This is a genomic window from Janthinobacterium sp. Ant5-2-1 (assembly GCF_001445815.1).
GTDB classification, from domain to species: Bacteria; Pseudomonadota; Gammaproteobacteria; order Burkholderiales; family Burkholderiaceae_D; genus Janthinobacterium; species Janthinobacterium lividum_E.
Genome location: NZ_LNCE01000033.1, coordinates 81,220 through 94,780, shown reverse-complemented (window position 1 = coordinate 94,780; position 13,561 = coordinate 81,220). Strand labels below are relative to the sequence as shown.

11 protein-coding genes are annotated in these 13,561 nt (G+C 62.9%); 1 reads left to right on the top strand and 10 read right to left on the bottom strand.

All coding sequences use genetic code 11. The features are described from left to right. The first annotated feature begins 15 nt into the window (after positions 1 to 15). Complete coding sequence (pbpC, locus tag ASN89_RS12030) at positions 16 to 2,112, top strand: penicillin-binding protein 1C (protein ID WP_058049425.1); 2,097 nt, start codon at positions 16 to 18, stop codon at positions 2,110 to 2,112. Here pbpC and ASN89_RS28170 read toward each other — a convergent pair whose 3' ends face one another. The 10 genes from ASN89_RS28170 to ASN89_RS11980 all read right to left on the bottom strand — a co-directional run bounded on the left by ASN89_RS28170 (position 2,113) and on the right by ASN89_RS11980 (position 13,555). After that, entirely contained in the window at positions 2,113 to 3,852 is a 1,740-nt protein-coding gene (locus tag ASN89_RS28170) for a type VI lipase adapter Tla3 domain-containing protein (RefSeq protein ID WP_082654536.1), read from the bottom strand. Beyond that, complete coding sequence (locus ASN89_RS12020; protein WP_058049423.1) at positions 3,849 to 6,167, bottom strand: effector protein Tle3 domain-containing protein; 2,319 nt, start codon at positions 6,165 to 6,167, stop codon at positions 3,849 to 3,851. The genes ASN89_RS28170 and ASN89_RS12020 overlap by 4 nt, the downstream gene beginning before the upstream one ends. A gap of 92 nt (positions 6,168 to 6,259) precedes the next feature. After that, positions 6,260 to 6,940, bottom strand: a complete 681-nt coding sequence (locus ASN89_RS12015; protein ID WP_152988548.1) for a hypothetical protein — start codon at positions 6,938 to 6,940, stop codon at positions 6,260 to 6,262. A gap of 69 nt (positions 6,941 to 7,009) precedes the next feature. After that, positions 7,010 to 7,330 (bottom strand): hypothetical protein, encoded by a 321-nt coding sequence (locus tag ASN89_RS12010; RefSeq protein WP_152988547.1) that lies wholly within the window; start codon positions 7,328 to 7,330, stop codon positions 7,010 to 7,012. Between the two features lie 114 nt (positions 7,331 to 7,444). Then, entirely contained in the window at positions 7,445 to 7,957 is a 513-nt protein-coding gene (locus ASN89_RS12005; protein WP_058049420.1) for a hypothetical protein, read from the bottom strand. A gap of 27 nt (positions 7,958 to 7,984) precedes the next feature. Continuing rightward, the gene (locus ASN89_RS12000) at positions 7,985 to 8,485 is read right to left on the bottom strand and encodes a hypothetical protein (protein ID WP_152988546.1); all 501 of its coding nucleotides are present in this window, start codon (positions 8,483 to 8,485) and stop codon (positions 7,985 to 7,987) included. 116 nt (positions 8,486 to 8,601) lie between these two features. Continuing rightward, entirely contained in the window at positions 8,602 to 9,948 is a 1,347-nt protein-coding gene (locus ASN89_RS11995; RefSeq protein ID WP_034758888.1) for a sigma-54-dependent transcriptional regulator, read from the bottom strand. A 3-nt stretch (positions 9,949 to 9,951) separates the two neighbouring features. Next, on the bottom strand, positions 9,952 to 11,841 hold the full coding sequence (locus tag ASN89_RS11990) for a sensor histidine kinase (RefSeq protein ID WP_058049418.1): 1,890 nt from the start codon (positions 11,839 to 11,841) through the stop codon (positions 9,952 to 9,954). A gap of 101 nt (positions 11,842 to 11,942) precedes the next feature. Then, positions 11,943 to 12,734, bottom strand: coding sequence for an ABC transporter ATP-binding protein (locus ASN89_RS11985; protein WP_034786306.1), 792 nt, complete (start codon positions 12,732 to 12,734; stop codon positions 11,943 to 11,945). Between the two features lie 11 nt (positions 12,735 to 12,745). Beyond that, positions 12,746 to 13,555, bottom strand: coding sequence for an ABC transporter permease (locus ASN89_RS11980; RefSeq protein ID WP_370385376.1), 810 nt, complete (start codon positions 13,553 to 13,555; stop codon positions 12,746 to 12,748). Between the last annotated feature and the right edge of the window lie 6 nt (positions 13,556 to 13,561).

Genomic DNA, 13,561 nt, shown 5'->3' with positions numbered 1-13,561 from the left:
GTTAAGGTTTTACTGATGGGATACCTGCTGGCCGGCCCGGTCTTTGCCGAGGCGGTCCTGACGCCCGCCCAGGTGCAGGCCGCCTACCGCAGTTCGGAAGCGCAGTTGCTGGATCGCAGCGGCGCGCCACTGCAGTCCTTGCGCGTGGACATGAAGGTGCGGCGCTTGCCGTGGGTGCCGCTGGCCGATATCTCGCCGGCCGTGCAGCAAGCCGTGCTGTTGGCGGAAGACCAGCGTTTCATGCAGCATGGCGGCGTGGATGTGTCCGCGCTGGCCACGGCCGCCTGGGACAATCTGTTTTCGAAAAAGCCCCGGGGCGCCTCGACCATCACCATGCAGCTGGCGGGCCAGCTGGACGCGGACTTGCAGGCGTCCTCGGGCGGACGCAGCCTGCGCCAAAAATGGGACCAGATGCGCGCCGCCCAGGCGATCGAAGACAGCTGGAGCAAGGCGCAGATTTTCGAGGCGTATTTGAACCTGGTCTCGTTCCGCGGCGAGCTGCAAGGCATCGCCTCCGCTTCGTACAGCCTGTTCGGCAAGGCGCCGTCGGGCCTGAACCAGACGGACGCCATCATCCTGGCCAGCCTCGTGCGCGCGCCGAACGCGCCGCCGGCCACCGTCACGCGGCGCACCTGCGCGCTGGCGAAAGAGTGGCGCATGGATAGCAGTTGCCAGCTGATCGGCCAGCGCGTGCTGACGGCCTTGCAGCGCAACGCGTTGTATGCGGAACTGGCGCCGGCGCCGCAAGTGGCGCAGCAATTGCTGAAACAGCCCGGTGCGCAGGTCGCCAGCACGCTCGATGGTCCCCTGCAGCGTTTCGCGCAGGAAAACCTGCGCCAGCAACTGGCATCCTTGCGCGAGCGCAATGTCAACGATGGCGCCATCATCGTGCTCGACAACCGCAGCGGCGAGATTCTCGCCTATGTCGGCAATGCGGGCGGCAGCCACGTCGATGGCGTGACGGCCCTGCGCCAGGCGGGATCGACATTAAAACCGTTCCTGTATGAACTGGCCATCGAGCGCCGGCTGATGACGGCCGCGTCCGTCATGGACGACTCGCCGCTCGACGTCGCCACGGCATCGGGCATGTATGCGCCGCAAAACTACGACCGCAACTTCAAGGGTTATGTCAGCGCCCGTACCAGCCTTGCCAGTTCCCTCAACATTCCCGCCGTGCGCACGGTGCTGCTGACGGGCCAGGACGGCTTTTACAACCGTCTCAAGGAAGTGGGCCTGTCCAGCCTGACGGAACCGGCCGAGTACTACGGCCCCTCGCTGGCGCTGGGTTCATCCGAAGTGACCTTGCTGGAACTGGCCAACGCCTACCGCGCGCTGGCCAATGGCGGTCTGTACAGCACAGCCAGCCTGCAGCCTGGCCAGGCTGGCAAGGACCGGCGCCGCGTGATGGAGCCGGGCGCCGCCTTCATCGTCGGCGATATCCTGGCCGACCGTGCCGCGCGCAGCATGACGTTTGGCTTGCGCAACGAGCTGGGGACAAATTTCTGGAGCGCCGTCAAGACGGGCACGAGCAAGGACATGCGCGACAACTGGTGCATGGGCTACTCGGCGCGCTACACGGTGGGTGTATGGGTGGGCAACTTCGACGGCAAGCCCATGTGGGACGTGTCGGGCGTGACTGGCGCCGCGCCCGTGTGGCGCGACGTCATGGATTACCTGCACAAGAACGTGCCCAGCCATGCCCCGAAAGCGCCATCAGGCGTGTTGCAGCAGATGGTGGCGTACCAGCCCGCACTGGAAGCGCCGCGCCGCGAATGGTTTATCGCCGGCACGGAAAGCCCCGTCATCGCCGTCTTGGGCGACACCGTGAAGCCGCCTGCCATCGTGTATCCGGCCGAAGACAGCATCCTCGCCATCGACCCCGACATCCCGCCTGCCTTGCAGCGCGTGTTCTTCCAGGCCCAGGGCAGCCACGACTTGCGCTGGGTGCTCGACGGCAAGGACCTGGGCGCGGCCCTTGACAGCATCAGCTGGCGCCCCGTGCCTGGCAAGCATGCGCTGGCGCTGGTCGATGATGCGGGCAAGACGGTGGCGAAGGTGGCGTTTCAGGTGCGGGGGAATGCGCTGGGGCAACTTGCCGCACAGGGAAAATAATCAGTTCGATGGATAATTCGCCGGGTCGATGGCCGGCGTGACGTAGTGCCGCAATACATCGCCGCCGTGCGGGTGTTTTTGCGTGCGGCGCTTTTCGTCCGACGGTGGGCTGACCAGCACGATGGTTGCTTCTTCCGGATTGCGCAGGTTCACCACAGCGCTGACGCCGCCATCGCGGTAGCTGCCCATCACGCCGATGGCCATTTGCACGAACAGGGTGGCCGCGCCCGTGTTGCCCAGGCGCTGATCCGTATCGATCCATTGCGCGGTATTGCCGCTGTCGAGTTCCGTACCGCCATTTTCCGCATGTTTCAGCAAGGTCTTGTGCAATGCGAGCAGCTGCGCCTGATTGCCACCCGTGGCGGCGACCAAGCGCGCTGGCGCGGTGGGTCGATCGGCATCCGGCAAGCTGTGCAAGGCTTGCTGCCAGCCCGCCTGCAAAGCTTGCTCGCGCTGGTCGCGGCGCGTGAGCGGCTTGCCGTGTTCATCTTTCATCCTGACAAACGTGGGTCTGTGGATAAAGCCGAAGGTGGGCAGGCGGTCCAGCTGCGCCAGTTGCTCCTTGTTGAACGGCACGGGAAACCAGGGCGTGGGTTGCCAGTCTTTTGGTGGGTGATATGTTTTGTGCTTGAGCCTGTCGACCATGCTGAAACTGCCCGTGCCGCGGATATCGGAGCGCTGCGCGAATTGCGCGGCGGCCGGGAGCCATTCGGCGATGCTGGGCTGGCGCTGGGTGAAGGCAGTTGGGTCTTCCTTCTTGCGCGGGTGCGGCACGGCCCGCATCAATTCGTCATACGCCAGATACAAGCGCCGCGCCACACCGTAGGTATTCAAGTCATCGACGCTGTCCTCGGGCGGCGCGTCATCGTAGGCGAACTTCCGTACGGCCTCAATGCGCTCGCGCCGCGCCAGCACGAAGAGGGCGGAGGCGTCGGGCATTTCGGGGATGTAGCGGCCGTCTTTTACGAGTCGGGGAGATCCGTCGGGTCGATATAAATTGCGAGTGGGCATGCTGTCTTCGGAATTGAGCACGATGTACGGTACGTCGGGATTGGCATCGAAAAATGCGAATACGTCTTCTAGGATACGGTCCGGGCTTTCGCTGAAGCGACGGGGACCGGCGACAAACAGATGCCAGTGCAGACCAGAAGGTGCGGCGCCTGCGGCCAAGCCTATTGTCGGCGAGTCGGACCTATCCTGCATGCGTGAGTTGTAGATTGGTGACTCAGCATTAAACACGGGCACACCGAAATATATAGGAATGTACTTCGCGCCGTTTTCCAGCGCATCACCGCCACGGCTGCCAGATATTCCAGATCTTTCTCTCGAACTCCAAGGATATTTTTGACTATCCTGCTCGCGGATACTGGCATATGCATTTCCCTTTTGCAGCGCGTCCCATAAATTGTCCTGCCGGTATTTATCCAGCGTGACGCCGAGGCCGATGACTTCCAGGACATACTCGCGTTCTTCCTGCTCGTTGGGTGTCGCCTGTTGTACTTGCGGTTTGACCGCGATGGCAGGCGTAAGCGAGTGCAGCCAGCGTGAGCCAAGCAATGTGGCCGCGACGATGGGCGGGATGAGCAAGAGCCATTGCAGGTGCTGCCATATTTTGCTGCTCATCGTGCGCTCCAGTAAGGAAGGTGATTGGACGATCAATAAAGACCCAAGCAGTAGCAGTGCCAGTGCACCAAGGCCAGCACCAAGCGGATACTTGAAGCGTAGAAGCAAGTTTTTCATTTTGGGATGTCATCGCTGGCTTTATGAACGACCGGCGTGACGACAGACGCGGTGCGTCTGCCGTTGACTATTTCACACACGACGGTGGAGGGCAGGCCGGCCTGCAGGGCTGGAACGCAGGCTGGTAGCTGCCCCGAACTGTAATAGTTTGCGTTTCCTTCTATGAGTTGTTTACGTGCTACTGGTTCGGCTGCCCAATAAATGGAAAAGTCCTCCATGAAAGCATCCCATCGCAATATCGATGAGCGTTCAGGTATTTTCATGTCGTTTTGCAGCCGCCAATCCGCCACCGCACACAAATACCGATAAAAACTCGGATCACTGCTCGCCTTCCCGCTGCCGATGGCCACGTCATACGCCGTCACGTTGCGGTGGTTGTCCGCATTGCCGATAATGGCGCCGTGGAAGGATTTGGGGCTGACCTCGTTCTGCCAGCGCTTGCGCGCCTCGTTCGGGGTTTCTTCGCGGTTCACAAGCAGCTTGTCGCCACCGCCCGGATGGCGCGATACGCGGTCTATCTTGCATTGGTCGCCCACTTCCTTGCCCAGGTTCAAGGCCTTTTCCACCTGATCACACTCGCCCGAGCCGAACATGCCGGCGCCGTATTCGGGAATGCGATGCTTTAGCGGCCGCGGGTCGGCGATGATTTCCTGTTTGCGCATTCGCAAACCTTTCTTGCTGGTCACCGCGATGGCCGCGTCGATCGGATCGACTTCTTCGCACGGTCCCTGCTGGCCGCGCGGCAGCTTGGCCTGGTCGGAATCCTTGGGAAGTTGCCCAGGGCGGATCTCGCCGCCATCCAGCACGGCTTTCATGGGCACGCGCAGCGCTTCGCCATTGATCGTGCGCAAGCCTTCGCGGCGACTCGCTTCCGTGGAAAAGATATTCCACTTGCCGGGTTTGACGGGCGGCCATTGTGCCTCGTCATGGTTGCCGCGGTGTCCCCGGTTGGCCCCGGCCACGTGGGCATGATCGTCCTCGCCTTCCAGGCGCAGGGCGAAGTCGTGCGGCGGCAGGCCCACCAGCACTGGCCCGTTGTTTTTGCCGGCCGCATCGGGGCGCTGTTTGTTGGTAAACACGCGCTGGTAAAACCCTTTGCCCAGTTCTACCAGCGGCTGGCGGTGCTGGGATTCCTTGTCCCAGTAGGTGGGGCCATCACCCCAGATGCTTTTGTCCGTCTTGCCCTTGGTTTTGGACAGGCCATGACCGTCGATGTGGTCAGGTATGCCCTGCCAGCCGATGCCCTGCATATTATCCAGTGCCACCGTCATGTCTTCGGGGCAAAAGTACAGGTAGACCTTGCCCCGGTTGTCGCGGTCCGCCTCCGCGCGCCATGCAGCCCCCGCCATGCCATGGCAGACGGTGTGATCCTTGATGTGCGCAAAGGCGGGCGTGGCGTGCTTTTTTGCCACCACGCCTTGCACGATCTGCGCCAGCGTCTGCAGGCGCGCATGCAGGGTCTGGCGGTTGTCGATGGCGTCGTACTGGCTTTCCATTGCCGCGTCTCTGCCGCCGCCGAAGATGCGGCTCGATTCCGCCGCGCCGAAAAACATCGTCGTGTCTTCCACCAGGCTGTAGGGCGGATGCGTGAGGATTAGCGTGTCGGCGGGCCGCTTGTTTTCGTCGAGCAGGAAGGCTTGCGCCAGCAGCGAGATGAGGTAGCCCTGACTGTGCGCGACGATGGAAACCACGTCGTTGCTGTCGTAATCGCGGATCATGGCGATGAGCGCCGCCAGGCGCTTGGCGGCCAGCACCATGTACATGCGGCCCGGTGCCGTCATCAGCGGGCGCACGGGGTCGCCACCCACGTCGTAGGGCGAAAACAGTCCCTTGTTCCACATGTCGGGCAGGGTATTGGTGGCATTGCCGAACGGGCCGCCGTTCTTCGACATATCCTTGTCCAGCCGGTTGCCATAGCGGTCAGTGTTCTGGCCGTTGACCACTTTGCTGGCGTTACTGCGTTCGCGAAAGCCCCAGTAAAACGGGATGACGGGGCTGTACGTGGTGTCATCAGGCTGGCGCTTGAAGTAGACGGCGTCCGGATCGGCGATCACTTCACGCTTGTCGGCCTCCTGTGGCAGGCGGTAGGCGGCCGGGGTGAACACGTGGCCGCCGCCGTACATGCGCGCATCGAGTCCCTGGCAGAGTCCCTTTTCCACGGCGCTGAAACTAGTGCCGACGTCGTTGACGCCATGAATGACGATGACGTTGCCGGGCAGTTCAGGACGCACGCGCACGATGGCGTCGTTGAGGCGGCCGCAATGGAGCAGGGCGCTACTCTTGCCGCTGGTGTAGGGAAGTTTGGGATACGCCATCGCCGCTCCATGCTGACCAGACAGGACAGTGTAGAGGAGCGGGATGGCGGATTAATTGCGTTTACGCAAGCATTGCTGGAAAGAAGGTCGTCTTATGGCGCACTGAGGATCTTCGTCAGCGCAATGCGGTAAGCCGGCTGCACATCGCCATTGTTGTCCAGCTTGTCCGTCATGATCACGCCATAGCCTTGCGCGTACCACACGTATTCGCCGCTTTTGCCTTTGCTTTTTCCGCCCACATCATGCAGTTCGAACTTGCAGGCATCGGGGAAGCGGCGGCCGCCCAGTTCCAGGCGTTCCCAGCCCAGGAAGGTGATGGAGAAATTGCGCTCGTCCGTGCGGGTCGAGGTGGTGATCTTGTCGGACAGGCCCGCCAGCGGGTAGTGGGTGCTCGTTTGCGTGTCCGAAAATTGCACGCGCACTTCCTGGCCGGGGCGCATGTTGGCGGGGATGGCGGACTGCGGCGTGTAGACGTTCTTGCTGCGTACGGTGCCGTCTTCGTTGTAGTGGACGTTGCCCGTCAAGAACACCTGGCCATCGCGGATGTCCTGGTAAGACGTGGCCAACAGCACGCCGCCGTTGAGGATCAGCTGCGTGCCCTTCTGTTTCTTGCCCTCGAAGGTTTCCTCGACGTTGACTTGTGCATCGCCATTGTTCTTGCTGAACTTGATGCCCGTCGTCAGTTCCATGCACTCGCCCACCGTGGGCGCCGCCTGTACGCTCGCGGCCGTCAAAACGCTTGCCGCCACCATCCCGAACCATGCTGCTTTCATTGTCTTCCTGACTATCTTGTAAAGGCGCGATGATAGCGTGTCTGGAAGCAACGTGGCGCAGCGCTGGCCCTATTTCACGGGGGCGACGGGGATGCTGGGCACCGCTGGCGTGGATGCTGGCGGCTCGGTGGGGGCGCCGCTATGTGGTTTGTCCACCGTGGGTTTGCCGCGCCGCGTGCGCTTGTCCGTGCGGGTTTTGCTGGTCTTGCCGTCGTGGACCAGCTTGCCTTTGTTGTCGAGCTTGTCGGATGCATCCGATTGCTGCCCCGGGTCCTTGGCATTGTTGGTGTGGTTGCCTGTCTGGTTCAGATTCGTCGTCGACTGGGCTTGTACCCAGGCGCCGCCAACAGTCATCAGGGTGGCGGCCAGCAAGAGAGCGGGAGTTTTCATGGTGCGTGTCCTGTATCAAAGTTGGGAGTTGCTGTCGAGACTGGATTGTCACATGCGTGCCGCCGTTTCCAAGTAGGAATATGCCGCATGCGCGTGTGAGCATATTGCCAGTGTTCACGCATGTTGGCCCGTACGCAAGCGCAGGCGCCGCGCGCTCAGGCCATCGCGCACGGACCATGCCAGCGAGATGGCGCCCATGGCGGCCAGCCACTGGCCGGGTCCGCCGAGCGGCAGGGTTTGCATGGCCGTCGGCAGGGCCAGCCAGCCGGACAGTGCTTGCAGCAGCAGGGTGGCGATCACGCCCAGGTTAATGAAGAGCAGGACGTGCAAGATGCGTTCGGGCACGGGCAGGCGTCGCGTATCGCCTTCGACCACGGTGTCGCGCAGCGAGACCAGTATCTCCGCCAGCAGCAGTGCTACGGGCCACCAGGCCAGCCAGCCGTGCCAGCTGAACAGGCCCAGCGAGGGAAACAGCAGGCCGAAGATGACTTCGCGGGCGCTGTGCAGGCGCTGCTCGGCGGCTGCGCCTGGGCGCGACGGCAGCCGCACGAGCAACTCGTGGTTCAGGATGACGTCGGCCCCGCCCAGCAGGCCGTGCAGCAGCAACGCGGCCTGCAGCGCCGTCATGGCTATCCCGTGCCGCGTTGCTAGCGTTTAGCGGCCGGGCTGGCGCGGCGGCACCACGCCCGTGTTGCCGGTGGTGCCCGTGGTGCCGGTATTGCCGGTGTTGCCCGACGTGCCAGAGGTGCCGCTATTGCCGGAAGTCCCCGATGTCCCTGACGTGCCCGAAGTTCCCGACGTGCCTGTACCGCCCGTATTGCCATTCATGTTTTGCGTACCGCTGCGCGCGGCGTTGCCTGCGGACTGGCCGGCGCTGCCCGGGGCGCCGCCGCCCGAGTTGGTGCCGCTGGTGGACTGTCCCGCGCTGGTCGATTGTCCCGTATCGTGATTGCGCGACTTGCCGGATTTCTGCTTCTGCTTCTTGTCATGCTTGCGCGGCGCCGTGTCGTCCTGTCGCGTATTTTGCTGCGTATCTTGCTGGGCCGTCGTGCCCGTGTTGCCTGTGGTATTGCCGGTGCCCGTCGATTGCGCCTGTGCCAGGGCGCTTGCACTACCGAACAGCAGGACGGCCAGCATCAATGCGGATGGTTTCATGGGAACTCCTTCTCGTGGCTTGAAATGGAGTCCCGATTCTGGCACGCGCGGACAGGCCGGCAAGTAGGAGCGCGCCGCCCGCGGCTGTGGGTGCATGGCTGGCCGTGGCGCAGGCGTCAGCGGAACTGCTCGGTTGAAATATCGAAACGCTTGAGCTTGTCGTACAGGGTTTTCTTGGGAATATTCAGGCTGGCTGCCGCATCGATGACGTTGCCATTGTGGCGGCGCAAGGCTTCCTCGATGATGGAAATCTCGAACGTGTCGACTTGCTCGGCCAGCGAGGCTTCGCGGCAGCCGGCCGGGCTCAGCGTGTCGTCAAGCAGGCCCAGCACGAAGCGGTCGGCCACGTTGTGCAGTTCGCGCACATTGCCGGCCCAACGCTGCGCCATCAGGGACGCGATCAGTTCGCCGCTGACGAGGGCGGCCGGCTGGCCATAGCGCAGCGCTGCCTGCAGCACGAAAAATTCGAACAACAGCGGGATATCCTCGCGCCGGTTGCGCAGGGCGGGCAGGGTCAGGCTGGCCACGTTCAGGCGGTAATACAGGTCGGGCCGGAATTTCCCCTGTTCCGCCAGCACATTTAAATCTTCCTTGGCCGCGGCGATCACGCGGAAATTCACGGATATCAATTTGTTCGAGCCGAGGCGCTCGACCTGCCGTTCCTGCAGCACGCGCAGCAGTTTCACTTGCAGGGCCAGCGGCATGCTTTCGATTTCATCGAGGAACAGGGTGCCGCCGTTCGCGTACTCGATCTTGCCGATGCGCTGGCGCTGCGCGCCCGTAAACGCGCCTTCCTCGTGGCCGAACAGTTCCGATTCGAAGATCGATTCGGGCAGGGCGCCGCAATTGATCGCGACGAACGGGTGGTCGCGCCGCTCGCTGAAGTCGTGCAGGCAGCGGGCGATCAGTTCCTTGCCGGTTCCCGTTTCGCCGAGGATGATGATGTCGGCCGATTTCGGCGCCAGGTTCAGCACCAGCTGGCGCACCTTGGCCATGGCCGCGCTGCGGCCCACGATGCGCGCTTCGATGCCGACGCGCTGCTCGAGCTGGCGGCGCAAGTTCATGTTTTCCAGCACCAGGTGGCGCTTGTCGAGAGCGCGGCGGCACACTTCCACCAGCAAGTCGGCGGAAAACGGTTTTTCGATGAAGTCGTAGGCGCCACGGCGCATGGCGCCCACGGCCATCGACACGTCGCCGTGTCCCGTGACGAGAATGACGGGCAGGCTGGCGTCCTGCGCCACGGCGATATCGAGCAGTTTCAAGCCATCCATGCCGGGCAGCTTGATGTCGCTCAATAAAATGCCCGCAAATTCGGGCACCAGATAGGGCAGCGCTTCCTCTGCCGTGGCGACGGCCGTCACTTGCAAGCCCGCCAGTTCCAGCGATTGCCGGGCGCCCTTGCGCACGACGGCGTCGTCTTCCACCAGCAGCACTTGCATGCCTTCAAAATTATTCTCGTGCATTCCCTATTCCTTCGTCTCTATCTTATTCTCCCCCGGGTCGCAGCTCAGGGTGATGGTAAATTGTGCGCCGCCCCCTTCCTGCGCGCTGCGGTTGCGCACGGCCAGGGCGCTGCCGGCCGCCCGCAGTATGCCTGCGCTGATCGACAAACCCAAGCCCAGGCCGTGCTCCTTGGTGGTATAGAAGGGGTCGAATATCTTGTCGAGCGAGGCCAGCGGGATGCCGGGGCCATTATCGGTGATATGCAGCACGGCGAGGCTGCCTTCGCGGCGCACCTGGAACCAGATTTGCACGGGCTCGTTTTCCGGCACGGCATCCATGGCATTGGTGATCAGATTGGTAAACACCTGTTCCAGGCCGATGGCGTTGCACAGCACGATGATGTCGTCCTCCAGCCAGCTTTCATGCAGGGTCAAACGCTGCGAGTTCTTGCGGGTACGGATTTGCAGCATGGTTTGCGCAAATGCCTGGCGCACGCTGACGGGCTTGCGCGCATCGTCGCTGCGCCGCGCAAAGCCTTTCAGTTGCGACGTTACATAGCCGAGGCGCTTGACGAGGTCGGAAATGGTCGACAGGTTGTCGAGCGCATCGTCGATCTGGCCCCGCGCCAGAAACACCTTGGCATTGTCGGAAAACGTTTGCAGGGCGGCCAGCGGCTGGTTCAGCTCGTGCGTGACGCCAGCCGCCATCTGGCCGATGGCCGCCAGCTTGCCGCTTTGCACCAGTTCCGCCTGGGCATAGCGCAAGGTTTGCTCTGCCCGTTCGCGTTCCGTCACCTCGGCTTGCAGGCGGCCGTTCGCGTGCACGAGGTCGGCCGTGCGCTGCTCGACCTTGATTTCCAGCTGTTCATAGGCGCGCGCCAGGGTTTGCTGCGCATTGAGCTTGTCGGCGATGCGGCGCCGGCGCTGGCGCGCATACATCAGGGCCAGCAGCAGCAAGGCCCAGCCCAGCGCAGCGGCGATGGCCGCGTTGCGCGCCGCCTCATTCACCTGGTCGAGTTCGGCCAGCACGGTGATCTGCCATTGCAGCGGGCCCAAGGCGCGGTTCACGGCAAGGTAATCGGCGCTGCCGGACAGGGCAGGGGTGTCGCTCGTCTGCGGACGTTCCAGGGTCATCACGCTGGCGCCGTCGGCGAACTGGCGGCTGACGCGGTGCGGCAGGATGGGGAGATTCTCTTGCAGGAACTGGCGCTGTTCGCTGATGTCTTTCTTGGCGTCCGCCGACAGCGGGGCCAGGGTCTTGAACTTGAAGGCCGGCGTGGTGGCCAGGATGATCACGCCATTCGCATCCTTGACCCAGATCTGTTCGCCCGCGCCGGGCGTGCGCCACGATTGCTCGATCCAGTCCAGGTTGACCTTGGCGGCGACGATGCCGATGATGCGCCCGTCGCGCTGCACGGGCTGCGAAATGAAATAACCGGCCTCGAAGGTGGAAAAGCCGATGCCGTAGAAGCGGCCGATGCCGCCTGCGATCGCGTTCTTGAAATAGGGGCGGAAACCGTAGTTGACACCCACATACGAGCTGCGGTCCTGCCAGTTGCTTGACGCCAGTGTCGTGCCCTTGTCGTCGAGCACGTAGACGGCAAAGGCCCCCGCACGACGGTTCATGTCGACCAGGTAGGCGTTGATCTGCGTGACTTTATCGGCGCTGGGCTGCTCCAGCAATTGCGCCACCGCATCGCTCTGGGCCACGGCCAGGGGCAGGAATTCGTACTTGTTGAGGGCGCCGCCGATGGACGCCGCATACAGTTCCGCGCGCGAATCGAGGGTGCGGTGCAATTCGTCGAGCTGGCGCTGCTTGACCCAGGCATACGACGCCCACGTCAGCACGACCAGCGACCCCACGGCCAGCAGGGGGGCGAGTAGCTGTCTCAGGGGCCATTTGCCGGCTGCCATGGTGCTCCGTGTGTTTGTTTGTGGCAATCTGGGGTCAGACCCGGCGGGGGGATGCGCCCCAATGGGCCACATCCCGATCGCGAAGCGACTGACCCCATTATTTAATCAGCGGTACTTGCCATCGTCTCCGCATTGTGATGACGCTGCTGCTCTTCCATCACCATCTCGCCCAGCATGCGTTTCAGGCGGTTGAACTCGGGGTCGCTCGGGTCGCGCGGGCGGGGCAGGTCGATGGCCACGTCGCGCTTGATGGTGCCGGGACGGTAGGTCATGACGATGGTGCGGTCGGCCAGGTAGATCGATTCCTCGATCGAGTGCGTGACGAACACGATGGTGGTGCCGAAGACTTTCCAGATTTTCAGCAACTCATCTTGCAGGTTGCGCCGCGTCAAGGCGTCCAGCGCGCCGAACGGTTCATCCATCAGCATGATCGGCGAATCGAGGGCCAGCACGCGGGCAATCGCCACACGCTGGCGCATGCCGCCCGACAAGTCTTTCGGGTAGCGGGCACGGAATTCCGTCAAGCCCAGCATGCTCAGCAGCATGTCGACCCGTTCCTTGATCTCGGCCGGCGTCTTGCCGGCGATTTCCAGGCCGAAAGCGATATTGCTCTCAATGGTCATCCAGGGGAACAGCGCGTATTCCTGGAACACCATGCCGCGGTCGGGACCGGGTTCGGTGATCAGCTTGCCGCCGGCCAGGATCTGGCCCGACGTCGGCTGCGAAAAGCCGGCGATGGCGTTGAGCAAGGTCGACTTGCCGCAGCCGGACGGTCCCAGCAGACAGATGAACTCGCCGCTGGCGATTTCCAGGTTGATGTCCTTCAGGGCGATGACGTCCGCGCCGCCCGTGGTGAAGATTTTATTGACTGCGTTGATATTGATCGTGGTCATGGCCGTTCCTCTCAGTGTTCCAGGCCGCGGTGCCACTGCAGCAAATGATTATTCAGGGCATTCATGGCGATATCGATGGCCAGGCCGAACAGGCCGATGGTGAACATGCCGGCGATAATCTTGTCGGACCAGAAGTACTCGCGCGCTTCCAGGATGCGGAAACCGAGGCCGCTGTTGACGGCGATCATCTCCGCCACGATCACGACGATGAAGGCCGTGCCCATGCCGATGCGCGCGCCGGCCAAAATATACGGCGTGGCGGCCGGCAGGATGACGCGGCGGAACATCGTCATCTGGCTGGCGCCCAGGTTGCGCGCGGCGCGGATATAGATGCCGTCGACCTGGCGCACGCCGGCGATGGTATTCATCAGCACGGGGAAGAAGGAACCGATGCTGATCAGGAAGAAGGCGGGCGGATTGCCCAGGCCGAACCACAAAATTGCCAGCGGAATATAGGCGATCGGCGGAATCGGGCGCAGCACCTGCACCAGCGGATCGAACAGTTTGTAGATGGTCTTGTTGGTACCCATCAGCAAGCCCAGCGGCAAGGCCAGGCCGGCGCCGATGGCAAAGCCGCCCAGCACGCGCGACAGGCTGGCCCAGGCGTCGTGCGGCAGTTCGCCGGAGAACATCCACACCAGGTAATTGCCCGCTTCGGGCGTGTACGCTTCCATGGGGATCAGGTATTCATACCACTTCACGACCACGGCGACGGGCGAGGGCAGGATTTGCGGGTTGATCCAGCCGAACGTGGACATGGCTTGCCACAGCAGCAGCACGGCGACGGGCACGGCGGCGCCGTGCGCGAAGCGTTTCATCATTTGAAT

Coding starts and splice junctions, on each gene's coding strand:
- ASN89_RS12005 (WP_058049420.1), bottom strand. CDS start 7,957: ATGACGGCGCTGCAGGCCGCGTTGCTGCTGCACGGCCTGCTGGGCGGG.
- ASN89_RS28170 (WP_082654536.1), bottom strand. CDS start 3,852: ATGAAAAACTTGCTTCTACGCTTCAAGTATCCGCTTGGTGCTGGCCTT.
- ASN89_RS11995 (WP_034758888.1), bottom strand. CDS start 9,948: ATGCACGAGAATAATTTTGAAGGCATGCAAGTGCTGCTGGTGGAAGAC.
- ASN89_RS12000 (WP_152988546.1), bottom strand. CDS start 8,485: ATGAAACCATCCGCATTGATGCTGGCCGTCCTGCTGTTCGGTAGTGCA.
- pbpC (WP_058049425.1), top strand. CDS start 16: ATGGGATACCTGCTGGCCGGCCCGGTCTTTGCCGAGGCGGTCCTGACG.
- ASN89_RS12010 (WP_152988547.1), bottom strand. CDS start 7,330: ATGAAAACTCCCGCTCTCTTGCTGGCCGCCACCCTGATGACTGTTGGC.
- ASN89_RS12015 (WP_152988548.1), bottom strand. CDS start 6,940: ATGAAAGCAGCATGGTTCGGGATGGTGGCGGCAAGCGTTTTGACGGCC.
- ASN89_RS11990 (WP_058049418.1), bottom strand. CDS start 11,841: ATGGCAGCCGGCAAATGGCCCCTGAGACAGCTACTCGCCCCCCTGCTG.
- ASN89_RS12020 (WP_058049423.1), bottom strand. CDS start 6,167: ATGGCGTATCCCAAACTTCCCTACACCAGCGGCAAGAGTAGCGCCCTG.
- ASN89_RS11980 (WP_370385376.1), bottom strand. CDS start 13,555: ATGATGAAACGCTTCGCGCACGGCGCCGCCGTGCCCGTCGCCGTGCTG.
- ASN89_RS11985 (WP_034786306.1), bottom strand. CDS start 12,734: ATGACCACGATCAATATCAACGCAGTCAATAAAATCTTCACCACGGGC.